Origin of the sequence: Arthrobacter gyeryongensis, from assembly GCF_039543785.1 — a bacterium.
Classification (GTDB): Bacteria; Actinomycetota; Actinomycetes; order Actinomycetales; family Micrococcaceae; genus Arthrobacter; species Arthrobacter gyeryongensis.
Map to the genome: position 1 here is coordinate 311,494 of NZ_BAABKK010000015.1, position 25,357 is coordinate 336,850.

A 25,357-nucleotide genomic window follows, 5' to 3' on the forward strand; every position below is an offset into this window, starting at 1 on the left:
CGAGTATCAACCCGTGGATCCAAGGGCTGGCTGTTCACCTCCAGTCCCTGGATCTTGCCGATTCCGCCGCCATCGAGAAGATGGCGGCGGAATTGCTGTCTCCGGCCGAGACCCTTCGGGCAGACGCCATGGCCCCGGTCCTGCGACTGGAATTCCTGGCGTCCAGGTTGGCCCAGCAGAACTTTGCCGCGACCCTCCTGGGTGTTCCAGCCTCGAAGCTCCAGGCGGTCTATGAGTGCCCGGAATGCGGTGCTGGTCCGGACATCGCGCATGGCCGGCCTGGATACGTGCTCGACGGCGGCCCCGCACCCTTGGCGCTCAGCGCCTCACGGTCGTCGGGCTGGGTGTTGTTTGCCGCCGTCGTGCATCCGGAACCGGGGCTCCGGGTGGGCGTCGATCTGGAGAATGCGACGGGTACGGAGTTCGCCGGCTTTGACGACGTTGCCCTGACCGCACAGGAGCGGCGCCATCTCAAGGCGCTGGGACCCGGGCGCCGGGCGCAAGAGCGCGCACGCTTGTGGGCGCGCAAGGAAGCCTTGTTGAAGATGACGGGGGAAGGGCTCAGGGTGGCCCCGGATTCCCTCGAGGTGCTTGATAGGCCGGGGCTGTGGGACCTGGAGCTTCCGGCCAGCGCCGACGGCCGTGATCTTCCTGCCGGACTGGTTGCTGCCCTCGCGGTATCGCCCGCTGAATCCTTGGATTAGCCGAATTTCAGGATCAGCCGAAAGCGGGCAGCCTTGCTTGGTACAGCCACGGTTCCAGGACACCGGCCGCGTCGAGCCCCGGGACGTAAGCGTTGGCCGCGGCGATGAATTCCGCCGTGGACACCGAGCTGTGGCGCTTGGCCCCGGTCCAGTGCCGCAACAATCCGAAGAACGCCGCGTCACCGCATTCAAGGCGGATGGCGTGGAGGGCGAGGGCCCCGCGCTTGTAGACGCGGTCATCGAACATGTGCTCGGGTCCGGGGTCTCCGATCACCAGGTCCTGGGCCCCGGCGTCGAGCTTGCGCCACGCAGCCCTTGCCCGGTTGGCGAGGGACATGACGCCGGCCTCCTCGGACCAGATCCACTCGGCGTAGCAGGCGAAGCCCTCATGCAGCCAAATGTCCCGCCAACTGCTCACAGTGAGCGAATTGCCGAACCACTGATGGGATAGCTCGTGGGCGATGAGGCGCTGCGCATCCCACGATTGCTCCATGTGGTTCCGGCCGAAGATCGAGAGGGTCTGGGCCTCAAGGGGGATTTCCAGCTCGTCCTCGGTCACCACGGCCGTGTATTCGGCAAAGGGATACGGACCGAAACACTCCACAAAGGTGCGCATCATGTCGGCCTGCCGAGCCAGGCCTTCGCGGGCCTCGGTCAACAAACCGGGGGAGACCGCAACGAACTGGGGCACCGGAGCCTGCCGCAGGGCTTCTGCATGATGGGCCGTCCCGGTGCGGACCCCACTGAGGGCGGGGCTGAGCTGGTGAAGCCGGTAGCGTCCGATTTGCACCGTGGCGAGATAGCTTGCCATCGGCTCGGCCTGTTCGTAGACCCACGTTTCGCGGCTTGATTTCCTGCTGTGGGAGACGAGGCGGCCGTTGCAGATCGCACGGTAGTTGTCGTCGGTGGTGATACTGATCAAGTAGCTGGACTTGTGCCGCGGATGGTCGTTGCACGGGAACCAGGAAGCGGCGCCGTTCGGCTGCCCGGCAACCAGCACGCCGTCCTCGAGCTCTTCCCACCCGACTTCGCCCCACAGGCCCCGGCGCGGCTTAGGGTTGCCGTCGTAGCGGAGTTCAACCGTGAAGTGCTGGCCTGCCCGCAAGCGGTCTTTGGTGGTGATCACGAGGTGCTCGCCGCGGGTACTGAACTTCGGCACTTTCTTGCCGTCGACGAGGATTTTGGAAGCCTTCAGGCCCACCAGATCGAGCATCACCGAGTCCACGTCTTCGAAGGCCATGCAGCGAAGCACGGCGCGGCCGTTGAGCCGGTTGCTGCCCAGGCTGTAGTCCAGATCCAATTCATACCTCAGCACCTGGAATGCAGTGCTTCCGTGGTGCAGGGTGTAGGGATCGGCGGCAGTTGTGGTCATTCCTGGTTCGCTAGGGCTCATGTGTGCTGGCTGCCTCCGTATAGCTCGTTGTGCTGCTGTTGTCGTGGGCTGGTATTTCACGCCCTGTTGCTAATTTACGCTACGGTCCTGACCACGGGCTGACGGGGTTGCCCATCCAGTAGGTGCCTGCGGGAACAGTCTCACCGCGCATGACCAGCGACGCCGGTCCGACCGTTCCGCCCGCCCCGATGCTCGCGCGCGGCAGGATGACGCCGTGCGGGCCCATCGTGGCGCCGTCCCCGAGGACCACCGTGTCTATGCTCATGATGCGGTCGTGGAAGAGGTGTGTCTGGACCACGCAGCCACGGTTGACCGTGGAGCTTTCGCCGAGAGTGACGAGGTCGGCTTCCGGCAGCCAGTAGCTCTCGCACCAGGTACCCCGGCCGATTTTCGCTCCGAGGGCCCGGAGCCACCACACCAACGCCGGCGTGCCGGATGCCGAACGCGCAAACCAGGGAGCGCTGACCATCTCGATGAAGGTGTCCACCACTTCGTTGCGCCAGATGAATGAGCTCCACAGGGGGTGCTCGCCCTCTTTGATGCGTCCCACCAGTATCCATTTCGCGGCGACCGAACTTGCCGCGGCAACGGCACCCGCGGCGAGGACCACGACGCCCCCAAGGACGGCGGCAAGCCAGTAGGAGGTCTCGGTGGCGATCCAGTCGAGGACCACCATGATGCCGACGGCGATCCCCACGGTCAAGATGACCGGCACCAAGCGGCACAGTTCCCAAAGGGCCCGTTTGGTCTTGAGGGCCAGCGGTGGGTTGAAGGTGAGGCTCAGATCTGCGTTGACGGCGGTCCGGCGCAGCCTGACGGGCGGACTGCCCAGCCAGGAGGTGCCCGATTTTGCCTTGGCCGGCGTCGCCGACAGGACCGCGACGAGTGAGTTCTTGGGAACGCTGCGGCCTGCGGCAGTCATACCGGAGTTGCCGAGGAACGAGCGTTTGCCGATCTTGGCCGGCGCGATCTTCATCCAGTCGCCGCCGAGCTCGTAGGAAGCCACCATGGTGTCGTCGGCGAGGAATGCGCCTTCGCCGATGGTCGTCATGCGTGGCAGCAGCAACACCGTGGAAGCCTCCACATTGCGGCCTACTTTGGCGCCCAGCAGGCGCAGCCACACCGGGGTGAAGAGGCTGGCGTAGATGGGGAAGAGCAGGTCCCGCGCCATGTCCAGCACGCGTTCGGTGGCCCAAACCTGCCAGCCGACGCGGCTGCGGACCCGGTAGTACCCCTCCTTGAGACCGACGCCGAGCATCCGGGTGGTCGCGAGGATCAGCAGGAGATTGCACAGGAACCAGGCCAGTGCCGCCAAGGGAATGGCAAGCAGGAGTTCCGGGAAGGCATCCTGCAGGGAACTCCTGCCTTGGATGAAGGCCAGGATGACCATCGCCGCGACGAATGCCGAAATGTAGGGGATCAAGGCAAGCAGCGCCGAGGCCGCAGCGAATGCCGCAAACCAGAGTCTGCCGATCAGATGGTGCGACGACGGGGTCTCGGGCCAGCCATTCTTGGCTTTGCCGCGGCGTTCGGCGGGGGAGCCGGCAACAAGATGCCCGGCCTTGACCTTGCCCAACACCGCGGAACCGGGCTCCACGCGCGCACCCGCGCCGATGCTGGTTCCCGGCATGAGCGTGCTGCGGGAGCCCACAGTGGCGCCTGCACCTACATGGATGGCGCCGATGTGGACGTGGTCACCGTCGATCCACCAGGCGGAGAGATCCACTTCGGGTTCGATGTTGCAGCCGCTGCCCAATGACAGGAGTCCTGTGACGGGAGGCAAGGAGTGCAAATGGACGTTGTTCCCGATCTTCGCACCCAGCGCCCGGGCGTAGTACGGAACCCACGGAGCGCTGGCGAGGCTGATGGCGCCCGAAAGGTCCTGGATTTGTTCGGCCAGCCACAGCTTCAAGTGGACTTTGCCTGAGCGCGGGTAGGTTCCGGGACTAACTCCACGCAAGAGGGTTCGCGCGGCGAGAATCGAGATGCCCATGCGTCCCGGCGGGCTGACGAACACCAGCCAAGATGCCAGGATCCACCACCAGGACACCACGGGAGCGGCTGTGAAACCGGCGAAGTCGGCCAGTAAATGGTTCGCGGCCATGAGGTACGTGAGCCAACGCATGCCCACCAGGATGTTGAGGAAGATCCCCATCAGGGTCTGGAAGATCTGCGATTTCCGGGAGGTGGGACGGACCGTGCGTTCGGCCGCCGGTCCCTGGATGCCGCCTTCGGGCAAAGACTGGCGAGCGGCGTCGATCAGGGCGCCGACCCGGGGTGTCGCGTAGATTTCGGCCACCGTAATGGTGGGGTACCGCACGCGCAGCGCCGAGACGAGCTGGGCAGCGGCGAGGGAGCCGCCACCATAGGCGAAGAAGTCGGCGTCGAGCGAGGTGACGCCGGAGCCGAGGACGCTTTCCCATTGCTCAACGACCCATTGGGCGTCCTCGGGCAGGTTCAGGGGTGCCTTGTCGGCATCCGCCGCGCCCGCTCCCGCCAACGGCCAGGGAAGTGAATGCCGGTCCACTTTGCCGCTGGTCTTCGTCGGAAGCGAATCCACGACCGTCAGCAGGGGGATCAGCGCGGCCGGAAGGCTTTCCGTGAGCAACTCGCGGGAAGCGGCGAGGTCGATATCCTCGGGTCCGGCCGGAGCCAGGTAGCCGACCAGTATCTGGTTCCCTGCCGCCGTCGTGCGGACCGCGGCCGCGGCACCTGCGACTCCCGGGAGGGCCTGCAGGGCGGCGTCGATCTCGCCGAGTTCGATGCGCCGGCCACCCAGCTTGACCTGTTCGTCCGCGCGGCCTTGGAAGATGAGACCGGCTTCCTCGTAACGGACGAGGTCGCCGGAGCGGTACGCACGTTCCCACCCCAGGGACGGCATGGGAGCGTATTTTTCGGCGTCTTTGACCGGATCGAGGTAGCGGGCCATTCCGACGCCGCCGATGATCAGTTCGCCCGTCTCGCCTTCTGCGACCGGAACCCCGGCGGCATCGACGACGGCGAGGTCCCAGCCGTCCAGCGGCAATCCGATCCGGACTGGGCCATCCCCGCCCAGGGGAGCCGCACAGGCCACGACGGTTGCTTCGGTGGGTCCATAGGTGTTCCACACTTCGCGGCCGTCCACCGCGAGGCGTTCAGCGAGTTCGGGCGGGCAGGCTTCGCCGCCGAAAATGAGCAGGCGCACGTTCTCGAGGGCTTCCGTCGGCCACAGGGCCGCGAGCGTTGGAACGGTAGACACCACTGTGATCCCGTGGTTGATGAGCCAGGGGCCAAGGTCCATGCCGGAACGCACCAGGGCGCGCGGGGCCGGGACGAGGCAGGCACCGTTCCGCCACGCCAGCCACATCTCCTCACAGGAAGCGTCGAAGGCCACTGAAAGGCCCGCGAGGACCCGGTCCTGCGGGCCTATGGGATCTTGCTGGAGGAAAATCCGGGCTTCGGCGTCAACAAAAGCGGCGGAGGAACGGTGCTGCACCGCAACACCCTTTGGCGTGCCCGTGGAACCTGAGGTGAAGATGACCCAGGAATCGTCATCCAGCCTTGGGGAACGCGGAGCCGGGTGCGGTGCCGGGCGCTCCGCAGACACTTCGATCCTGCGGCCCTTGGTGACGACGGCGGACACTTTGGCTTCTCCGAAAACCAGCCGAGCCCGTTCCTCGGGATCGTCCGCGTCCACAGGCACATAGGCGGCCGCAATCGAGAGGATCGCCAGGATTGCGATATAGAGATCGTTGGATCCAGAGGGGACCCGCACGCCGATCTTGTCTCCGGGGCCCAGCCCCGCTGCGTTGAGCGAGGCAGCAAAACCGCGCACCTGCGCCAAGAGCTCGGAATAACTCAGCGACTTGTGCCCGTCATCGAGGGCCGAGGCCTCCGGGAATCTCCGGGCCGTGTCCTGGAGGATCTCCATGAGCGTGCGTGCCGGCGGTGCGGCTGCCGAGCCTTGCAGCTGGGGCAGATGCACTACTTGCAATTCCAAGCTGTCCGCCGGGATTTCATGTTCCTGGGTCACGTTCGAAGCTTCTCGGATTGAGGTGAACAAAAAGTGTCAGCGGTCGCGTTGCCGTTGCTTCGATTATGGGACCAACAGTACCTTGCCCGTGGTCTTGCGGGCTTCCAGATCGCGATGTGCCTGGGCGGCTTCGGCCAGCGGGTACGTTGCGCCAATCCGGACCTTGAGCGTACCGCTGGCGGCAGCGCCGAAAACTTCGGCCGAACGCCAGCGCCGCTCCTGCGGGTTCTGCAGGAAGTGGCCAAGCGTCGGGCGTGTCAGGGACAACGATCCGCCCGCGTTCAGTCGCTGCGGGTCAAAGGGAGGCACGGGTCCGGACGCCGCCCCGAACAGGACGAGAGAGCCGCGGATGCGCAGGCTCGCAAGGGAACCGTCAAAGGTATCCTTGCCGACGCCGTCGTACACCACATTGACTCCTACGCCGTCGGTGAGTTCGCGGACCTTGTCCGCAAATCCGGCGTAGCGCAGGACCTCGTCCGCGCCGGCTTCCCGGGCAAGGGCTTCCTTCTCGTCCGAGGAGACCGTGGTGATGACGCGGGCGCCCCGGGCCTTGAGCAACTGCGTCAGGATGAGTCCCACGCCTCCGGCGCCTGCATGGGTCAGGACCGTCTGGCCCGGTTCCACGCGGAAAGATGAGTTGATCAGGTAGTGCGCGGTCATTCCTTGCAGCGGCAGGGCTGCCGCTGTGTGGTCGTCGACGCCGTCCGGTACCGGAAGCGCTTTGTCGGCGTCTACCAGGGTGTACTCCGCGTAGCTGCGGGATCCTTCAGCGGTAGCGACCCTGTCCCCGATGGTGAAATCCACCACGTCCGCGCCGATGGCCACCACGGTGCCGGCCGACTCGGAGCCGGGGGTGAACGGATACTCGACCTTGTAGGTGCCACTGCGCTGATAAGTGTCAATGAAGTTCACGCCGGCGGCTGCAACCTTGACGAGGAGCTGGCGCGGGCCCGGGACCGGAACCTCTGCCTCGGTGACTTCGAGGACTTCGGGTCCTCCTGCTTGCCGGGCAATGATTGCATGCGTCATGGGTCTCCTTCTCCGTCGAGGCACTTTCGTGCCCGCATTCACACAACCATCCTAGGGAGCGGAGTCCGTCGAGTGTCCAGTCAACGGCTTGGGGCCGCGGTTCGCCGTAATGTGTCCGGTGGTATTCCGGGCGTGTCAGTTCCTGCCGTGCGCGGATGCAACAGGGCAGTCAAAGCCGCGGCCCGCGGCGAGTCCGACCTCATTGAGGTACCTCACGACGATGGCGTAGGACTGCATCAACGTGGTTTCGGTGTAGGCGATGGAGTGCTTCTCGCAGTAGCTTCGAACGATCTCCGAGGCGCGGCGCAAGTGTGGGCGGGCCATGTCCGGAAACAGGTGGTGTTCCGCCTGGTGGTTGAGGCCGCCCAGGAGGATATTCATGAAGGGTCCGCCGGAGATGTTCCTGGCGGTCAGAATCTGGCGACGCAGGAAATCGACGCGCGAGTCGGTCGGCAGAACCGGCATGCCCTTGTGGTTCGGGGCGAAGGAAGCACCCATGTAGAAGCCGAACACCATGATCTGGACGCCCAGGAAGGCAAATGCCATACCAATCGGCAGGAAGGTGAAGGCGAGGACCGGCAGTGCGAGAAGCCGTGCCAGAAGGATGGGGGTCTCCACCCAGCGGTGCTTGATGGCTCCGGGGCGGCAGATGTACATCAACGACTCCCACTGCAGGCTGATGCCGAGAAGCAGGAGGAGCGGGAAGAAGAACCAGCCTTGCCTGCGAGTGAGGAATGCGAAGCGTCCCTGCCTGCCTGCGGCGGCCTCAACGTGGAAGGCCAGGGCTCCGGTCTTGATGTCCGGGTCCTTGGAAATCACGTTCGGATTGTTGTGGTGTGCGCCGTGCTTCTGTTCCCACCAGGAGTAACTGATGCCGGCAACCGAAGTGGCCAGGATGCGGGCGGACCAGTCATTGGCCCTGCGGGAGGCAAAAATCTGGCGGTGGCCGGCCTCATGGGCCAGGAAGCTCAGCTGGGTGCAAAGGATGCCCAGGGCTGCGGCGATGAGTAGCTGGTACCAGCTGGGACCGATCAGCGCGAAGCCGAACCAGGTACCGGTCAGCAGGAGGACCAAAGCAGCAAAAACGCTGATATAAAAGCCGACTCGGCGCTTTAAGAGACCTTCCGCGCGGACGGTCTTGAGGAGCTCGGAATAGCTGAGCACGACGGCGTTAGGCGGCCGGACGCCTTTAGTAGGACGTTCCGTGGTGGAAGTCGGTGACATATGCAGTTGCCCCGTAATAAATAACGGGCAACGCGCAACCGACGATCGGCTGCACGGTCTAGATCACCCTCTACTCAGCATACGCCCCCAAATCGGCCCTGCCGGGATCTGCCCTCTTGGGGGCTTCGAAACATCATGCATAAATATCGGCAACCATGAATAGTTTTGCTGTATAGTCGTGCCATGACTATTTCTGTTGCCGTCTCCGGTGCCAGCGGCTATGCCGGGGGAGAGGTGCTGCGCCTCCTGGCAGGCCATCCGGACGTCACCATCGGTGCCATCACTGCGCACAGCAATGCCGGTTCCAGACTAGGGGAGTTGCAGCCGCATCTCCATGGTTTGGCCAGCCGGATTCTCGAAGACACCAGCGTGGAAAACCTTGCTGGGCACGACGTGGTGTTCCTTGCCCTCCCGCATGGAGCTTCGGCCGGGATCGCGGCACAGCTGCCGGAAGGCACACTGGTGATAGACGCCGGCGCGGACCACCGGCTCGAAGACCCCGCGGCATGGGAAAAGTTCTATGGCTCGGCGCACGCCGGGGCCTGGCCTTACGGGCTGCCGGAACTCCCCGGCCAGCGCGACGCACTGAAGGGGGCGAAGCGGATTGCCGTACCCGGCTGCTACCCGACGTCGGCCCTCCTCGCCCTCACACCTGGCTTCGCCAACAAGCTTCTCCAGCCGGACGACGTCGTGATTGTTTCGGCCTCCGGCACCTCGGGTGCCGGCAAAGCGGCCAAGGTGAACCTCATCGGGTCCGAGGTCATGGGTTCCATGAGTCCCTATGGCGTGGGCGGCGGCCACCGCCACACCCCCGAGATCGAACAAGGACTTTCCAACGCCGCCGGCGAACCGGTCACCGTGTCCTTCACTCCCACCCTCGCGCCCATGAGCCGCGGCATCCTCAGCACTGCAACAGCCAAGGTCAAGGCCGGCGTCACCGCTGCCGAACTCCGCAGTGCCTGGGCTGAAGCGTACGACGACGAACCGTTCGTCCACCTGTTGCCCGAAGGCCAGTGGCCCACAACCAAATCGGTGCAGGGTTCCAACCACGCCGTCATGCAGTTGGCTTTCGACGAGCACTCCGGCCGCGTGGTTGTCACGTGCGCCATCGATAACCTGACTAAAGGGACCGCCGGCGGCGCTGTGCAGTCCATGAATATTGCCCTCGGCCTGGACGAATCCGCCGGCCTCAACGTCCAAGGAGTTGCCCCGTGACCATCACCGCCCCCCAGGGATTCCGGGCCGCCGGCGTCAAAGCAGGCATCAAGGCATCCGGGAATCCGGACCTTGCCCTGGTTGTCAACGACGGCCCCCTGAAAGCCGCGGCAGCCGTTTTCACCTCGAACCGCGTCGCCGCGGCTCCCGTGCACTGGTCCCGCCAGGTTCTCTCCGACGGGCGCGTTGACGCAGTGGTGCTGAATTCCGGCGGCGCCAACGCCTGCACCGGTCCCCAGGGATTCCAAAATACGCACGCAACCGCAGAGAAAGTGGCAGCCGTGCTCGGGATCTCTGCCTCCGACGTCGTGGTCTGCTCCACCGGACTGATCGGTGAGCAGCTGCCTATGGACAAGATCATCCCGGGCATCGAAGCGGCGTTCGCGGAACTCTCCGAGAACGGCGGTCCTGCCGCCGCTACGGCGATCATGACCACGGACAGCGTGGCGAAGGAAGCAGTCTTCAGCGGCACCGACTCCGAAGGCAACTCGTTCACTGTCGGGGGCATCGCGAAGGGCGCCGGCATGCTGGCGCCAGGCCTCGCAACCATGCTCGTGGTGCTCACCACTGATGCCCAGGTCCCGGCGGAAGAGCTCGACGTCGTCCTCCGCGACGCCACGCGCGTCACCTTCGACCGCACCGACTCGGACGGCTGCATGTCCACCAACGACACGGTCGTCCTGCTGGCCTCCGGGGCCTCCGAGGCCATCCCGTCCGCCGAGCAGCTCGGCGCAGGAATCACCCAGGTGTGCGCCGAGCTTGCCCGCAAGTTGATCGGCGACGCAGAAGGTGCCAGCCACGACATCGCCATCCGCACATTCAACGCGGCGAGCGAGCGCGACGCCGAAATCGTCAGCCGTTCCGTGGCCCGCTCCAACCTCTTCAAGACGGCCATTTTCGGCAAGGACCCGAACTGGGGCCGCGTCCTGTCCTCGGTGGGCACCACGGACGCGGTCTTCGAACCGGACCAGCTCAACGTCTCCATGAACGGCATCCAGATCTGCCGCAACGGCAGCATCGGCGACGACCGAAACCTGGTAGATCTCGAGCCCCGCGAGGTGCTCGTGGAAATCGACCTGCAGGCCGGCGACGCCGAGGCCACCATCTGGACCAACGACCTCACGCACGAGTACGTGCACGAGAACAGCGCCTACTCGAGCTAGACGGGATGACGATGACTGCGCACACCCGCGAAAACACCTCCATGAGTGATGCCCAGGACAAGGCCGCGACCCTGATCGAGGCACTGCCGTGGATCCAACGCTTCGCCGGCACCACCATGGTGATCAAGTACGGCGGCAACGCCATGGTCAACGAGGAACTCCGACGCGCCTTCGCCGAAGACGTCGTCTTCCTGCACCACGTGGGTATCCACCCCGTCGTCGTGCACGGGGGTGGCCCGCAGATCAATTCGATGCTCGGCCGGCTGGGCATCGAATCCGAATTCAAGGGTGGCCTGCGCGTCACCACCCCTGAGGCCATGGACGTGGTCCGTATGGTGCTCACCGGCCAAGTGGGCCGCGAACTCGTAGGCCTCATCAACTCCCACGGGCCGTACGCCGTCGGCATGTCGGGGGAGGACGGCGGCCTTTTGCGCGCCGTGCGCACCGGCACTGTGGTGGACGGCGAGGAAGTGGACCTCGGCTTGGTGGGCGAAGTAGTGGGTGTTGATCCCACGGGTATCGAGGACATTCTCGCCGCGGGCCGCATCCCGGTGATTTCGACGGTCGCCCCCGAGATCCTTGACGAAGGCGACGGCACAGGCTCTACCACGGGGCAGGTCCTCAACGTCAACGCTGACACCGCCGCGGCGGCGGTCGCCTCGGCGCTGGGCGCATCCAAGCTCGTGATCCTGACCGACGTCGAGGGCCTCTACGCCAACTGGCCGGACAAGTCCTCGCTCATCTCCTCGTTGACGGCCACTGAGTTGCGGGAGATGCTGCCGCGACTGGAGTCCGGCATGATCCCGAAAATGACGGCCTGCCTGAAGGCCATTGACGAAGGAGTGGTGCAGGCGCACATCGTGGATGGCCGCCTGCCGCACTCCATGCTCCTGGAAACCTTTACGACCGCGGGCATCGGAACCCAGGTTGTCCCCGACGAGGAAGTGAACGCATGAACGAAACTGTTGGTTTGAGCCCGACCGGCGATAGGGGCCCCGCCCGCTCCGCGGTGCCCGACCACACCCGGGCCCCCATCGCCGGATCGAGCACCAAAGCTTCCGTCATGACTGGGGTAAGTAGCGGAAGCGACTGGCTGGCCCGCTACTCTTCTTCGCTCATGGGCGTCTTCGGCACCCCGCAGCGTGTCCTGGTCCGTGGTGCAGGGGCCCTTGTGTGGGACGCCGACGGCAAGGAATACCTTGACCTCCTGGGTGGCATTGCCGTGAATGCCCTGGGCCATGCCCACCCGTTCGTCACCTCGGTCATCGCGAGCCAGCTCGCCACCCTGGGGCACGTCTCCAATTTCTTCACGAGTCCCACGCAAATCGCGCTCGCCGAGAAGCTTCTGGCCCTCACCAACGCTCCTGCCGGCTCCAAGGTGTTCTTCGCCAACTCGGGCACTGAGGCCAACGAGGCCGCGTTCAAGCTGGCGCGGCGCAACAGTTCTGACACGCGCACCAAGATCATCGCGCTCGAAGGTGCCTTCCACGGCCGCACGATGGGCGCGCTCGCCTTGACCGCCAAGGAAGCGTACCGGGCGCCTTTCGAGCCGCTGCCCGGTGGGGTCGTGCACATCCCGTTCGGCGACATCGAGGCCCTCCGTGCCGCCGTCGACGAAAACACGGCCGCAGTGTTCCTCGAGCCCATCCAAGGCGAAGCCGGCGTCCGCCCGCTCAGCGTCGAGTACTTGCAGGCGGCCCGCGAAGCCACCACCGCTGCCGGCGCGCTGCTGGTCCTGGACGAGGTCCAGACCGGTATCGGCCGAACCGGCAAATGGTTGGCCAGCGAAGACGCCGGCATCGTCCCGGACGCCGTGACCCTCGCGAAGGGCCTCGGCGGCGGCTTCCCGGTGGGCGCGCTCATCACCTTCGGCGAGCCGACGTCGTCGCTCCTGACCGCGGGCCAGCACGGAACCACTTTCGGCGGGAACCCGGTGGCCACGGCCGCCGCGCTCGCTACCCTGCATGCCATCGAAAACCAAGGCGTGCTGGAAAATGTGCTCAGGGTCGGCGCTCACCTTCAGGCTGGACTGTCCGACGTCGACGCCGTCACTGAAGTGCGCGGCGAAGGTCTCCTGATCGGCTTCGACCTTGACGCCGACATCGCGCCCGCCATGGTGACGGCCGCGCTCGATGCAGGCTTCATCATCAACAGCCCCGGCCCGCACACCATCCGGCTGGCTCCACCGCTGATCCTGACCACCGAGCAAGCGGACCGTTTCCTCGACGCGCTGCCGGGCATCATCAAAGCCGCGGCAGCCCAGAACGCGGCAGCCCAGAACGCTGCACCCCTGAACGCTAAGGACGCATAGTGAACACCACCCGTCACTTCCTCAAGGACACTGACCTCACACCGGCCGAGCAAGCCGAAGTGCTTGAGCTCGCCGTTCGGATGAAGGCCGCTCCGTACAGCGTCCAACCGTTCGCAGCTGCCGGCAATGGGCGCAAGACCGTCGCTGTCATCTTCGACAAGACCTCCACCCGGACCCGTGTGTCCTTCGCTACCGGAATCGCGGACATGGGCGGGAACGCGCTCATCATCAATCCGGGTGAGGCGCAGATCGGCCACAAGGAATCCGTCGAGGACACCGCCAAGGTCCTCGAACGCATGGTCTCCACCATCGTGTGGCGGACCTCGGCGCACTCGGGCCTCGTAGCCATGGCCGAAAACTCCAAGGTTCCCGTCATCAATGCCCTGTGCGATGACTACCACCCCTGCCAGTTGCTGGCAGACCTCCTGGCGGTCAAGGAGCACAAGGGCGAGCTCAAGGGCCTCACCATGGCCTACCTGGGCGATGCCGCTAACAACATGGCCAACTCCTATCTGCTCGCAGGGGTCACGGCGGGCATGCACGTCAGGATCTCGGGTCCGGAAGGTTACCTGCCGGCCGCCGACATCGTTGCGGCAGCGGAGGAGCGCGCCGCCGAGACCGGCGGGTCCGTGCTCATCACCACTGACGCCAAGGAGGCCCTAAGCGGCGCCGACGTTGTCGCTACGGACACCTGGGTGTCCATGGGGCAGGAAGCCGAAAAAGAAGCCCGCATGCAGCTCTTCCGCGAGTACTCCGTGGACGAGGCTGCCATGGCACACGCCGCTCCGGACGCCGTCGTGCTCCACTGCCTGCCCGCTTACCGCGGTTACGAGATCTCCGCGGGTGTCATCGACGGACCCCAGTCCATCGTCTGGGACGAAGCGGAGAACCGCTTGCACGCGCAGAAGGCGCTCATGGCCTGGCTGATGCACCGCTCGGGACTCGCATTCGTCGACGGGCTTTCCCCCGTTGAGGGCACCGGAGAGAGCACGTTCTAGTGTCCACCCATCCTGCATCGCAAGGTGCCAGCCCAGCCACCAAGACCGCCCGGCAGGCGCGGATCACCGCGATCCTGACGGGCCAATCGGTGCGCTCGCAGGCAGAGCTCGCAGCCTTGCTGGCGGACGACGGCGTGCAGGTCACCCAAGCGACCCTCTCGCGGGACCTCGTGGAACTTGGGGCGGTCCGCGTGCGCGGCAAGGACGGTGCACTGGTCTACGCGGTGCCCGGCGAGGGTGGAGACCGCAATGCGAAGAGCGGTGTCACCCAGGAAATCCTGGACGCGCGCCTGTCGCGCCTTTGCGGCGAGCTACTGGTCACCGCGGAGGCTTCGGGCAATATCGCGGTGTTGCGGACGCCGCCGGGGGCCGCGAACTTCCTCGCCTTGGCCATCGACCACTCGGTGATGCCGTCGGTATTGGGTACGATCGCAGGCGACGACACCTTGCTTTTGGTTGCCCGGGATCCCGACGGCGGCGCAGAGCTGGCAGCCCGTTTCCTCCAGCTGGCCCAGGAAGCCGGACCGGGAAACTAGTCCAGACCGGCAACTGAACCACCCGGCACTGTTCCACCCGGGCCTTCGGCCCGAACCAAGCATTTGACTCAAAAGAAGCAAGCAACAACAAAGGAGCACTCTCGTGACTGAGCGCATTGTTCTGGCCTACTCCGGTGGCCTTGATACTTCCGTAGCCATCGGCTGGATCGGTGAAGCCACCGGGGCCGAGGTCATCGCCGTGGCCGTCGACGTCGGACAGGGCGGCGAGTCGCTGGAGACCATCCGCCAGCGCGCCCTCGGCTGCGGCGCCGTCGAGGCCTACGTGGCCGACGCCCGCGACGAATTCGCCAACGAATACGCCATGCCCACGCTGAAGGCCAACGCCCTCTACCAGGGCCACTACCCGCTGGTTTCCGCGATTTCACGTCCTGTGATCGTCAAGCACCTCGTCAAGGCCGCCCGCGAATTCGGTGCCACCACCGTTGCGCACGGTTGCACGGGCAAGGGCAACGACCAGGTCCGCTTCGAGGTCGGCATCCAGACGCTGGGCCCGGACTTGAAGTGCATCGCACCCGTCCGCGACCTCGCCCTGACCCGCGACAAGGCCATTGCCTTCGCCGAGGAAAAGGGACTGCCGATCGAGACCACCAAGAAGAACCCGTACTCGATCGACCAGAACGTCTGGGGACGCGCCGTCGAAACCGGCTACCTCGAGGACATCTGGAACGCTCCCACCAAGGACATCTACGACTACACGGCCACGCCGGAATTCCCGCCGGCACCGGACGAAGTCACCATCACTTTCGAAGCCGGCGTCCCGGTGGCGATTGACGGCATCAAGCACACTCCGCTCCAGGTCATCCAGGAACTGAACCGCCGCGCCGGTGCCCAGGGCGTCGGCCGCATCGACGTCGTTGAAGACCGCCTGGTCGGCATCAAGTCCCGCGAGATCTACGAGGCTCCGGGTGCCATGGCCCTCATTACCGCCCACAAGCACCTCGAGGACGTCACCATCGAGCGCGAGCAGGCCCGCTTCAAGGCCACGGTCGGCCAGCGCTGGTCCGAGCTGGTCTACGACGGCCAGTGGTTCTCCCCGCTCAAGCGCTCCCTCGACGCTTTCATCGAGGACACCCAGAAGTACGTGTCCGGCGACATCCGCATGGTCCTTCACGGCGGCCAGGCCATCGTCAACGGCCGCCGCTCCGACACCTCGCTCTACGACTTCGACCTCGCCACCTACGACACGGGCGACACCTTCGACCAGTCGCAGGCCAAGGGCTTCATCGAGCTGTGGGGAATGTCCTCCAAGGTCGCCGCAGGCCGTGACCTGCGGGTTTCGGGCAAATGACGTCGGTGGGCCCACGGACGCCGGGGTCCCCGGCCGAGCGCAGCGAGGTTGGGGAGCGTTCGGGGACAAAATCTGAAGCAACGAACACCGGCGCGCTGTGGGGCGGCCGATTCGCCGGCGGCCCCGCGGACGCACTTGCCGCACTGAGCAAGTCCACGCACTTTGACTGGCGGCTTGCCCGCTACGACATCGCCGGCTCCAAGGCACATGCCCGCGTGCTGCACAAAGCGGGGCTCCTGGACGACGGCGAACTCGAAGGCATGCTCGCGGCGCTCACCCTGCTGGATGACGACGTCGCGAGTGGCGCCTACCAGCCCGCCGAGAGCGATGAGGACGTCCACGGTTCCCTCGAACGCGGGCTCATTGAGCGTGCGGGAACCCACCTGGGCGGCAAGCTCCGGGCAGGGCGTTCGCGCAACGACCAGGTGGCCACGTTGGGCCGCATGTTCCTGCGCGATCACGCACGCATCATCGCCCGCGGTGTGCTCGCCACGATCGATGCCCTCGTTGAGCAGGCCAAGGCCCACCAGGGCGTTGCCATGCCCGGCCGGACGCACTTGCAGCATGCCCAGCCTGTCCTGCTGAGCCACCACCTTCTGGCCCACGCCTGGGCACTGTTGCGCGACGTGCAGCGGTTCCAGGACTGGGACAAGCGCGCCGGCGTCTCGCCGTACGGTTCCGGCGCTTTGGCCGGTTCCTCGCTCGGCCTGGATCCCGAGGCCGTCGCCGCGGATCTCGGGTTCTTCTCGGCGGTCCACAATTCGATCGACGGCACCGCTTCGCGCGATGTCTTCGCCGAGTTCGCATGGATCTGCTCGATGATCGGCATCGACCTTTCGCGGGTCTCCGAGGAAGTCATTCTGTGGGCCACGAAGGAGTTCTCCTTCGTGACGCTCCATGATTCGTACTCCACGGGGTCTTCGATCATGCCCCAGAAGAAGAACCCGGACGTCGCCGAGCTCGCCCGCGGCAAGGCAGGGCGCCTCATCGGCAACCTGGCCGGCCTGTTGGCAACGCTCAAGGGCCTGCCGCTCGCGTACAACCGCGACCTGCAGGAAGACAAGGAACCGGTTTTCGACGCCGCGGACACCTTGGAAGTGCTGCTCCCGGCAGTGTCAGGCATGATCGCCACGCTCACCTTCAACACCGAACGCATGGCATCCCTGGCACCGCAAGGCTTCGCGCTTGCCACGGACATCGCCGAGTGGCTTGTCCGGCAGGGAGTGCCGTTCCGGGAGGCACACGAGCTCGCGGGTGCGGCGGTGAAACTGGCTGAAGGGCGCAGCGTTGAGCTGTGGGACCTGACGGACGAAGAGTACGCGGGCATTTCGGAGCACCTTACCCCCGAGGTCCGTACCGTGCTCAGCACCGAAGGTTCGCTCAATAGCCGGAACTCCCAGGGCGGAACGGCCCCGGCCGCCGTCGAGCGCCAGCTGCTTGCCCTCGAAGCTGAACTCGCATTGGTTCGGCAGTACGCGCAGTAACCAAAGCAGGTCCACACCGGTGGGCATTTCGCGGCAGTGTTTTATGCAAAAGCTGCCACGAAATGCCCGCCGTTGCCAGTTAATCCTCGTTAACAGCCGTTAACTCTGTCGGATACTATGGCGCTATGACCGAGATCACTCCGATGTTGTCGCCAAACTCGACGAAGCCGATGTTGCAGCTCCCTCCGAGCTGCCCGGGTGGACCCGCGGCCACGTGCTGGCGCACATTGCCGGCATCTCCAACGCCATGGCCCGCCAGCTGGAATACGCCGCGCGCGGCGAGACCATTGACATCTACGACGGCGGCTACGAGGGCCGTACGAAGGCCATTGAGCTGGCGGCGAGCCACAGCCTCGCGGAACACCTTGACGCCACCGAGGCCGCCCTCGCCCGGGCCCTGAGGGCCTTCGACGGGCTTGTGGAGTCCGGCTGGAACACCCGGATCAGCTTCCGGAACGGAACAGTGCTCGACGGCGGCCTGGCGCTCTGGCGCGAACTGGTCATCCACGTCACGGACCTGGGAGTCGGTCGCGGCCCGGAGGCCTGGAGCCGGCAATTCTGCGAGCATCTCTTCGATTTCCTCTCTGCCCGCGTGCCGGCAGACCAGAAATTCGTGCTTCAGCCCCTGGGCCTGCCGCAGCTGGTCATCGGCTCGGGACGGCAGTCCGTTGCCATCAACGGCATGATCACGGACATCGCGGCCTGGCTCGCCGGGCGCACGCCTACCCTGGGAAGCCTGCGGGCCTCTGCCGACGCGGACGGTGTTGACTTGCCGGAGCTTCTCCCGTGGCCATCGAGCGTTCCCGCGGCGCACTAGCGTTGACGCGTTTGCTTGCAGCTGCGCGCCACAGGTGCATCGTGGCGTAAGAACGCCACGGGCTCACGTTGCGGAAGTCTGCAGGCAGGCCTTCCGCGGCAGCCAGATTCTTGAGGCCGTTCCGAACCGCCGCATCGTTGGCGAGGAAGACGTCCGGGTCGCCGATGACCCTCATCGCCACGTAGCCCACGGTCCATGGTCCGACGCCGGGCAGCGGCAATAGTTTGTCCGCGAGCGTTTGGGGGTCGTCACCGTAGTCGAAGTCGAGTTCCCTGCTGGCCATGGCTGCTGCCGCGGCCAGCACGGAATCTATGCGCCGTTGCGGGCCTCTCAGCAGTTCCCGCCCCGAGCCGGCGATCTCCCCGGCCGTGGGGAAAAGACGGTCCAGGCCCAGTGTGTATCCTGCGTGCCCTTCCGGCAGGCGGGTCCCGGCGTCGGAAAGTTGCGTCAACGCGGTCCGGGCGGCGGCTACGGTGATTTGCTGGCCGATCATCGCCCGGATCAGCAGCTCTTGGGGATCCACGGCGCCCGGGACCCTGATCCCGGGCGTATCGCGAACTGATGAGTAGAGCCTGGCATCGGAAGCCAACGCCTCGTCCACGGCCACAGGATCGGCGTCGAGATCGAACAATCGCCGCACGCGGCTGAGGAGCACGGGAAGATCGTGGAGATCCAAGGTACTGACGGCGAGGGTCAGCGCGCCGCCGCGCGCCCCGGCGTCGTAATCCACCGAGAACGCCGCGTTGCCGCGGGGCAAGCGGAGGGTCCGCGTATAGCTGCTGGAGTTCGCCAGCTCGACGCCGGGAACCGCGCGGGCCGCGAGGAAATCGAAAATCCCTGTGTCGAACGGCTCCCGGTACGGGAGGTTGAGGGTCAGGGAGGTAGCCTCGCCCTCTCTGCCGTGATGGCCACTGGGCTTCGCGGTGGCCCGGAGCGCCGTCGGTGTCAGGGCGAAGACTTCGTTGATGGTGTCGTTGAACTGGCGGACACTGTTGAATCCGGCAGCGAAAGCCACGTCCGAGAGTTTCATCGAGGTCGAGACCAGGAGCGTCCTGGCCGTCTGCGCCCGGCTGGCCCGCGCCAGGGACAGCGGCCCGGCGCCGAGTTCATGGCTGAGGATCCTGTTGAGCTGGCGTGAGGAGTAGCCCAGCCTGGTGGCGAGTCCTTCGACGCCCACGCGGGAGATCGCGCCGTCGTTGATGAGCCGCATCGCCCGCCCGGCGACGTCCGAGCGCAGGTTCCACGCAGGCGTGCCCGGAACCGCCTCCGGGAGGCAGCGTTTGCAGGCCCTGTACCCGGCCTCGTGCGCGGCGGCCGAGGTTTCGTAGAAGGTCACGTTTTCTGCCTTGGGTGTCCGTGCCGGGCAGGACGGCCGGCAGTAGATGCCCGTCGACCGCACGGCGGTGAAGAACTGGCCGTCGAAGCGGGGATCCCGAGCATCGATGGCACGGTAGCGCTGCCAAAAGTCCATGGCTTCATCCTTTCAGCATCGGCAGGCTCTTCCTAGCGGAAATCGGACATTGCCGGCGGCGGATCGAGCTGATGGATTTTGCTAGGGTCTGGGCATGACAACGCAGAGCCAATCCACGGAGGCCATCCGGGCCATTCTTTCCGGAGATCCGCGGGACGTTGCTCCTTTGCTCCTCGGCGCCGTGCTCAGCCACCGGACTCCCGAGGGCACGGTATCCGTCCGGCTCAGCGAGGTGGAAGCGTATCTGGGTCCGCGGGGCTCGGCCCATCCCGATCCTGGCTCCCATACCTTTGGCGGCCCCACCGCCCGCAACGCACCCATGTTCGGGCCGGCAGGCCACCTCTACGTCTACTTCACGTATGGCATGCACTATTGCGCCAACATTGTCTGCGGTCCCGACGGCGTTGCGTCCGCGCTGCTGTTGCGGGCGGGTGAGGTGGTGTCCGGGCAAGCCCTGGCACGGTCCCGCCGTCCGGCGTCGAGATCGCTGACCGATCTTGCCAGCGGGCCGGCGCGGCTTGCCTCCGCAATGGGGCTGACCACGGCGGACAGCGGCCGCGATGCTCTCGCTGAGCCATTCGGCCTCGAGCTTCCGGTCACCCCGGCTGAGCCATCAGCAGTCGCGAGTGGTCTCCGCGTCGGAGTATCCGGCGACGGCGGTTCCGCCGACTACCCGTGGCGCTTTTGGCTCTCCGGGGATCCGACGGTGTCCCGCTACAAGCCGGGCCGGAGCCGCGCCGTCTAAAGGCCTCCGGGGGCATCCCTCACGCAGCGTGTTCGCTCCGGGTCGGTTCGGCGACATACGCGCAGTGGTTGTCGGGCACTTCGAACGGCGCCAGGCGGCCAAGCAACGACTCGCGTACGTTCGGCCATTCGTCGCGCAGGATCGAGAAAACGGCGGTGTCGCAACGGCTGCCGTCCGGAGCGAAGCGGTGCCCGCGCAGCGTGCCCTCGTAGCTGGCCCCGAGCCGCTGAATGGCCGAGGCGCTGCGCGTATTCCGGGCGTCACAGCGGAAGGCAACCCGGTGGACGTCCAACACATCGAAGGAGTGGGCCAGCAGCAGTTGCTTCGCGGCGGGATTGACATGGCTACCCCAGAACGGGCGCCCGTAAAAAGTGCCGCCGATTTCCAGGCGCCGCTGGCGGGGACTGTACTCGCACAGCGAGGTGGTTCCGAGCAGCGCGCCGGTCCGCTGCTCGACGACCGCGAACGGAATGGTCGCCGGATCTTCGAGGCGGGCCGCGAAGAGTTCGGCCAGTTCCACGGCGCTCAAGGGCTGCTCGGCGGCCATGCCGGACCACATCCCGGAGTCTACGAAATCGAAGAGCGGACCGGCATGTGAAGGGGAGAGCGGGACCAGGCTGATGCCGTGCCGCGTAAGGGCAACGTCGTGCTGCATTGCAGCATTTAAGCACCACTGGGTGCGGATGGAAAAGCTCAGGGGGTTAGCGGCGGGTGAACATTGTATGACGCACCGGCGTGCGGGCAGTTTCACGCACGTCAAGCAAAACCGCTGTAGAATGGACGGTCCGTCTTTTTCGATAGGGGAACGTTTCGATGCACGACGCTGATTTGATCCACGAGCGGGAGTACGTGGCCGGTCTCTACTCGCGCCTGGATGAGCTGCGGGAGGAAAAGCGCCAACAGCTGGCGCAGGTCCGGCGCGCCGGAGCGGTGGGAACCATGCAGAACGTTTCCGAAAGGGACGCCTTCGCGGCACTGTACGAGGACCGCCTCGCCCAGCTCGACGCCGTCGACGACCGTCTCGTGTTCGGGCGCCTCGACCTGGACACCGGGGAGGCGCAGTACATCGGCCGGATCGGACTGTCCACCGCGGACCTCCAGAGGCTTATGGTCGACTGGCGCGCCCCGGAAGCCGGCCACTTCTACCAGGCGACCGCCTTCGACCGGCAGGGCGTCCGCCGTCGTCGTCACCTGATCCTGCAAGGCCGCGAGGTCAAAGCGATCGAAGACGATGTCCTGGATGCCAGCATGCTGGCCGACAACGCCTCGCTCCAGGGTGAGGGCGCACTCCTTGCCGCCCTGAATTCCAAGCGCACCGGGCGCATGTCGGACATCGTCGGCACCATCCAGTCCGAGCAGGACCGGATCATCCGTTCCACCATGTCGGGTGCCTTGGTCGTCCAAGGCGGTCCCGGTACCGGGAAGACGGCCGTCGCGCTCCACCGCGCCGCCTATCTGCTGTACACCCACCGTGACCGCCTGAAGTCCGCGGGCGTGCTGCTCGTCGGGCCTTCCTCGTCGTTCATGCACTACATCGAGCGGGTCCTGCCTTCCCTCGGCGAGACCGGCGTCGTCATGGCGAGCCTGGGCCGCCTCATGCCCGGGATCCATGCCGTCCCGGAACAGGATCCCGACGTCGCAGCGCTCAAGGGCAAGCTGAACATGGCTGACGTGATTGCCAACGCCGTGGCCAACCGCCAGCGGACTCCCGCCGAGGACCGCATCCTCGAGGTCGATTCCCGCAAGCTCACTCTGTCCGTGCGGCAAGTCCGCCGCGCCCGGGACAGGGCGCGCGCCACCGGCAAGCCGCACAACGAAGCGCGCGTGACCTTCGTGAAGATTCTGCTGCGCGAACTCACGGAGCAGCTGACGGAGATCGTCGAGGAATCGAATATCGGCAACAACGCCGACCGTTCCTACCTCGCCGAAGACGTCCGCTCGGCACGCGACGTCAGGATCGTCCTGAACCTGTGCTGGATGCCGATGACTCCCGAGAAGCTTGTCTCCGAGCTCTTCAGCAAGCCCGCCATCCTGGAGGCCTGCACTCCGCACCTCACGCCGGCGCAGCGTGCCCTTCTGCTTCGCCCGGCGGATGCCCCGTGGACGGAAGCCGATGTTCCGCTGCTCGACGAGGCCGCTGAGCTCCTCGGCGAGCTGGATCCTGCCGCTGGCAGGGGACTGGCGCAGCAAGAGCACGATCGTGCCCGCGACATCGCCAACGCCAAGCAGACCCTTGTCAACATGGAGGCCATGGGGGTCGACGTGTTGATGACGGCCGAAGAACTGGCGGACCAGAACCAGGAACGCGAAACGCGGTTGACGGCGGCGGAACGGGCCACGAGCGACCGTTCGTGGGCGTTCGGGCACATTGTGGTGGACGAAGCGCAGGAGCTCTCGCCCATGCAGTGGCGGCTTTTGGTCCGACGCTGCCCGTTGAAGTCCTTCACGATCGTCGGCGACATCGCCCAGACGAGTTCCTCCGCCGGTGCGAATTCCTGGCAAAGTGCCCTCGCGCCGTCGTTCGGGGACCGCTGGCAGCTCGAAGAACTCACCGTCAACTACCGCACACCCTCGCAGATCGCAGAAGCGGCAGTCCGCATGGCGAACCGCGCCGGGCTGGTGGTCTCGGCACCCAAGGCCGTGCGTGAAGGCAAATGGTCGCCCATCGTGGACCGCGTGGACGAAGCGGGGATGGTGGACCGTCTCGTTGAAATCCTTCCGGAAGAACTGGAAGCGATCGACGGCGGCCTCCTCGCGGTGATCGCCGACGGCGCCCTCCTGCCGCGCGCCGCAGCCGCCCTCCGCGGGGTGTATGGCCACCGCGTGGGCACCGGAGCGGGCAGCTACTCCCAGGACATCGTGGTCATCAGCCCCAAGGAAGCCAAGGGCCTCGAGTTCGATGGCGTGGTGGTTCTTGAGCCTGCTGCCATGCTGAACCACGAACACGGGAAGGTGGGCGATCTCTACGTCGCGATGACCCGTCCGACGCAGCGGCTGCGCCTCATCACCGCCGCGCCGTTGCCCGCGGGTATCGAGCGCTGAGCCATGCAAGCAAGCCGAACGGCAATCCTGCTAACTTAGAACTCGTGTCACACGTAAACAACCTCGAGTCCCAACACAACGACCCGGGCTTTGCCAATATCTGGCAAGAGCTCAAATGGCGCGGCCTTATCCACGTTTCCACTGATGAAACGGAATTGGAAAAGCTCCTCGCCGGGGACCCGATCACGTATTACTGTGGCTTCGACCCCACGGCTCCGTCCCTGCACCTTGGCAACCTTGTCCAGCTCCTGCTGATGCGCCGCCTGCAGTTGGCCGGGCACAAGCCGCTCGGCCTGGTGGGCGGCTCCACCGGCCTGATCGGCGATCCGCGCCCGACGGCGGAACGCACCTTGAACACCAAGGACACCGTTTCGGAGTGGGTCGGCTACCTTCAGGCCCAGGTCCGCCGCTTCCTCAGCTTCGAGGGAGACAACGCGGCACGCATGGTGAACAACCTTGACTGGACCGCGCCGCTGAGTGCCATCGATTTCCTGCGCGAAATCGGCAAGCACTTCCGCGTGGGTACCATGCTCCGCAAGGATGCCGTAGCCTCCCGCCTCAGCTCGGATGAGGGCATCAGCTACACCGAGTTCAGCTACCAGATCCTGCAGGGCATGGATTACCTCCAGCTCAACCGCGACTACGGTTGCGTGCTGCAGACTGGAGGTTCGGACCAGTGGGGCAACCTCACGAGTGGCACGGAGCTCATCCGCAAGGTCGACGGGAAGGTTGTCCACGCCCTGGGCACGCCCCTTATTACCAACTCGGATGGCACGAAGTTCGGTAAGAGCGAAGGCAACGCCATTTGGCTGGACGCCCACATGTGCAGCCCCTACGCCTTCTACCAGTTCTGGGTCAACACCGCCGATGCCGACGTCGTTGACCGCCTCAAGGTCTTCACCTTCCTTAGCCGCGCCGAGATTGAGGAGCTTGGAGCCGCTGTCGCCGAGCGTCCGTTCGCACGCGAGGGCCAGCGCAGGCTTGCCTACGAAGTCACCTCGCTGGTTCACGGAGTCGACGCTACGGAGAAAGTGATCGCTGCTTCGGCCGCGCTGTTCGGCAACGGCGATCTCTCGGTTCTGGACGAAATGACCTTGGCATCCGCAACTGCCGAGCTGCCGTCTGCCTCGATCGGTGCGGATGGCCTGGGCATCGTCGACCTCCTGGTTGCTTCCGGACTGTCCGAGAGCAAGTCCGCTGCCCGACGCACGGTGGGGGAGGGCGGCGCCTACGTGAACAACAGCAAGGTGACCGACCCCGACGCTGTGATCGACCAGGCAGAACTGCTTCACGGCCGGTACCTGTTGTTGCGCCGCGGGAAGAAGAATCTGGCCACTGTCGAAGTGACCGTCTGACGCCTATTTAGTTCCATGGCGCGTTCCTGTGGGGGCGAGCCAGACGGACTGTTGCACGCTCTATTGCACGCTCCTCCGGGCCGACTTGCGCGGCTCCGGAGGAGCGTGTATCGTTTTCTGAGTCGCTGCCGCTGAAGCGGATAAATCGCGACAAAATCCCATTGAATGTGAATAATCCGGTTTAGGCGAAAAGTCTGGGACTTGGATGATTTATCGACTCCGTGGGGAAATTCGATCCATTTGGGTGAATTTCCGGAGAAATCCTGGATTTGCAAAGTGGAAATGAATGAAATAAAGTAGAAACATCGCAGCGAGGAAATGCGGAACATCGAATTCAATTGAATTTGTTCCGAGAAGTAATCGAATTGCGTCTGTTGTTTGAGAACTCAATAGTGTGCCAAGTTTGTTGATACCGATTTATTTATATGAATTGGTTGATTTTGCCGGGCCTTGTCCGCCCCTGTGGGTGGGGTCTGGTTTTCAGCTGGTTTCAAATTTTGTGCAGCCCGGCCGTCCGTTATTTCCGGTGGTTGTGGTTGTGTCTGTTTT

General features: G+C 65.3%; 19 protein-coding genes. 13 read left to right on the plus strand and 6 right to left on the minus strand.

The genetic code is table 11. The annotated features are described in order from the left end of the window. The first annotated feature begins 80 nt into the window (after positions 1-80). Positions 81-704: a 4'-phosphopantetheinyl transferase family protein gene (locus ABEA18_RS13235; protein ID WP_345449845.1), complete on the plus strand. Its 624-nt coding sequence runs from the start codon at positions 81-83 to the stop codon at positions 702-704. A 13-nt stretch (positions 705-717) separates the two neighbouring features. Here ABEA18_RS13235 and ABEA18_RS13240 read toward each other — a convergent pair whose 3' ends face one another. The 4 genes from ABEA18_RS13240 to ABEA18_RS13255 all read right to left on the minus strand — a co-directional run bounded on the left by ABEA18_RS13240 (position 718) and on the right by ABEA18_RS13255 (position 8,362). Then, positions 718-2,076, minus strand: a complete 1,359-nt coding sequence (locus ABEA18_RS13240) for a M1 family metallopeptidase (RefSeq protein ID WP_345449846.1) — start codon at positions 2,074-2,076, stop codon at positions 718-720. Positions 2,077-2,176: 100 nt separating this feature from the next. Next, complete coding sequence (locus ABEA18_RS13245; protein ID WP_345449871.1) at positions 2,177-6,007, minus strand: Pls/PosA family non-ribosomal peptide synthetase; 3,831 nt, start codon at positions 6,005-6,007, stop codon at positions 2,177-2,179. Between the two features lie 165 nt (positions 6,008-6,172). Then, positions 6,173-7,138: a quinone oxidoreductase family protein gene (locus ABEA18_RS13250; RefSeq protein ID WP_345449847.1), complete on the minus strand. Its 966-nt coding sequence runs from the start codon at positions 7,136-7,138 to the stop codon at positions 6,173-6,175. A gap of 135 nt (positions 7,139-7,273) precedes the next feature. Next, positions 7,274-8,362, minus strand: a complete 1,089-nt coding sequence (locus ABEA18_RS13255) for a fatty acid desaturase family protein (RefSeq protein ID WP_345449848.1) — start codon at positions 8,360-8,362, stop codon at positions 7,274-7,276. Positions 8,363-8,545: 183 nt separating this feature from the next. Here ABEA18_RS13255 and argC point away from each other — a divergent pair, with 183 nt between their 5' ends. The 9 genes from argC (at position 8,546) to ABEA18_RS13300 (ending at position 18,195) form a co-directional block, all read left to right on the plus strand. Beyond that, on the plus strand, positions 8,546-9,577 hold the full coding sequence (gene argC, locus ABEA18_RS13260; RefSeq protein WP_345449849.1) for an N-acetyl-gamma-glutamyl-phosphate reductase: 1,032 nt from the start codon (positions 8,546-8,548) through the stop codon (positions 9,575-9,577). Continuing rightward, entirely contained in the window at positions 9,574-10,740 is a 1,167-nt protein-coding gene (argJ, locus tag ABEA18_RS13265; protein WP_284989303.1) for a bifunctional glutamate N-acetyltransferase/amino-acid acetyltransferase ArgJ, read from the plus strand. Before argC ends, argJ begins: the two co-directional genes overlap by 4 nt. Positions 10,741-10,751: 11 nt before the next feature. Beyond that, positions 10,752-11,696, plus strand: a complete 945-nt coding sequence (argB, locus tag ABEA18_RS13270) for an acetylglutamate kinase (protein ID WP_345449850.1) — start codon at positions 10,752-10,754, stop codon at positions 11,694-11,696. 107 nt (positions 11,697-11,803) lie between these two features. Next, complete coding sequence (locus tag ABEA18_RS13275) at positions 11,804-13,051, plus strand: acetylornithine transaminase (RefSeq protein WP_345449872.1); 1,248 nt, start codon at positions 11,804-11,806, stop codon at positions 13,049-13,051. Then, entirely contained in the window at positions 13,048-14,049 is a 1,002-nt protein-coding gene (argF, locus tag ABEA18_RS13280; protein ID WP_345449873.1) for an ornithine carbamoyltransferase, read from the plus strand. Before ABEA18_RS13275 ends, argF begins: the two co-directional genes overlap by 4 nt. Next, a complete protein-coding gene (locus ABEA18_RS13285) occupies positions 14,049-14,585 on the plus strand; it encodes an arginine repressor (RefSeq protein WP_345449851.1) in 537 nt (178 codons plus the stop codon). Before argF ends, ABEA18_RS13285 begins: the two co-directional genes overlap by 1 nt. A gap of 103 nt (positions 14,586-14,688) precedes the next feature. Then, entirely contained in the window at positions 14,689-15,894 is a 1,206-nt protein-coding gene (locus tag ABEA18_RS13290) for an argininosuccinate synthase (protein WP_345449852.1), read from the plus strand. Beyond that, on the plus strand, positions 15,891-17,378 hold the full coding sequence (gene argH / locus ABEA18_RS13295) for an argininosuccinate lyase (RefSeq protein ID WP_345449853.1): 1,488 nt from the start codon (positions 15,891-15,893) through the stop codon (positions 17,376-17,378). Before ABEA18_RS13290 ends, argH begins: the two co-directional genes overlap by 4 nt. Positions 17,379-17,490: 112 nt before the next feature. Continuing rightward, complete coding sequence (locus ABEA18_RS13300; protein ID WP_345449874.1) at positions 17,491-18,195, plus strand: maleylpyruvate isomerase family mycothiol-dependent enzyme; 705 nt, start codon at positions 17,491-17,493, stop codon at positions 18,193-18,195. On the opposite strand, the gene ABEA18_RS13305 is transcribed toward ABEA18_RS13300, so the two are convergent. Continuing rightward, positions 18,101-19,666, minus strand: a complete 1,566-nt coding sequence (locus ABEA18_RS13305) for a DNA-3-methyladenine glycosylase 2 family protein (RefSeq protein WP_345449854.1) — start codon at positions 19,664-19,666, stop codon at positions 18,101-18,103. The two genes, ABEA18_RS13300 and ABEA18_RS13305, sit on opposite strands and share 95 nt — an antisense overlap. Positions 19,667-19,760: 94 nt before the next feature. Between ABEA18_RS13305 and ABEA18_RS13310 the strand changes: the two genes are divergently transcribed. Continuing rightward, positions 19,761-20,411, plus strand: a complete 651-nt coding sequence (locus ABEA18_RS13310) for a DNA-3-methyladenine glycosylase (RefSeq protein ID WP_345449855.1) — start codon at positions 19,761-19,763, stop codon at positions 20,409-20,411. Positions 20,412-20,430: 19 nt separating this feature from the next. Here the strand turns inward: ABEA18_RS13310 and ABEA18_RS13315 are convergent, their stop codons facing one another. Next, positions 20,431-21,066 (minus strand): GNAT family N-acetyltransferase, encoded by a 636-nt coding sequence (locus ABEA18_RS13315; RefSeq protein ID WP_345449856.1) that lies wholly within the window; start codon positions 21,064-21,066, stop codon positions 20,431-20,433. A gap of 158 nt (positions 21,067-21,224) precedes the next feature. Between ABEA18_RS13315 and ABEA18_RS13320 the strand changes: the two genes are divergently transcribed. Next, on the plus strand, positions 21,225-23,453 hold the full coding sequence (locus tag ABEA18_RS13320; protein ID WP_345449857.1) for an AAA family ATPase: 2,229 nt from the start codon (positions 21,225-21,227) through the stop codon (positions 23,451-23,453). 44 nt (positions 23,454-23,497) lie between these two features. Beyond that, positions 23,498-24,808, plus strand: a complete 1,311-nt coding sequence (tyrS, locus tag ABEA18_RS13325; protein WP_345449858.1) for a tyrosine--tRNA ligase — start codon at positions 23,498-23,500, stop codon at positions 24,806-24,808. The last annotated feature ends 549 nt before the right edge of the window (positions 24,809-25,357 follow it).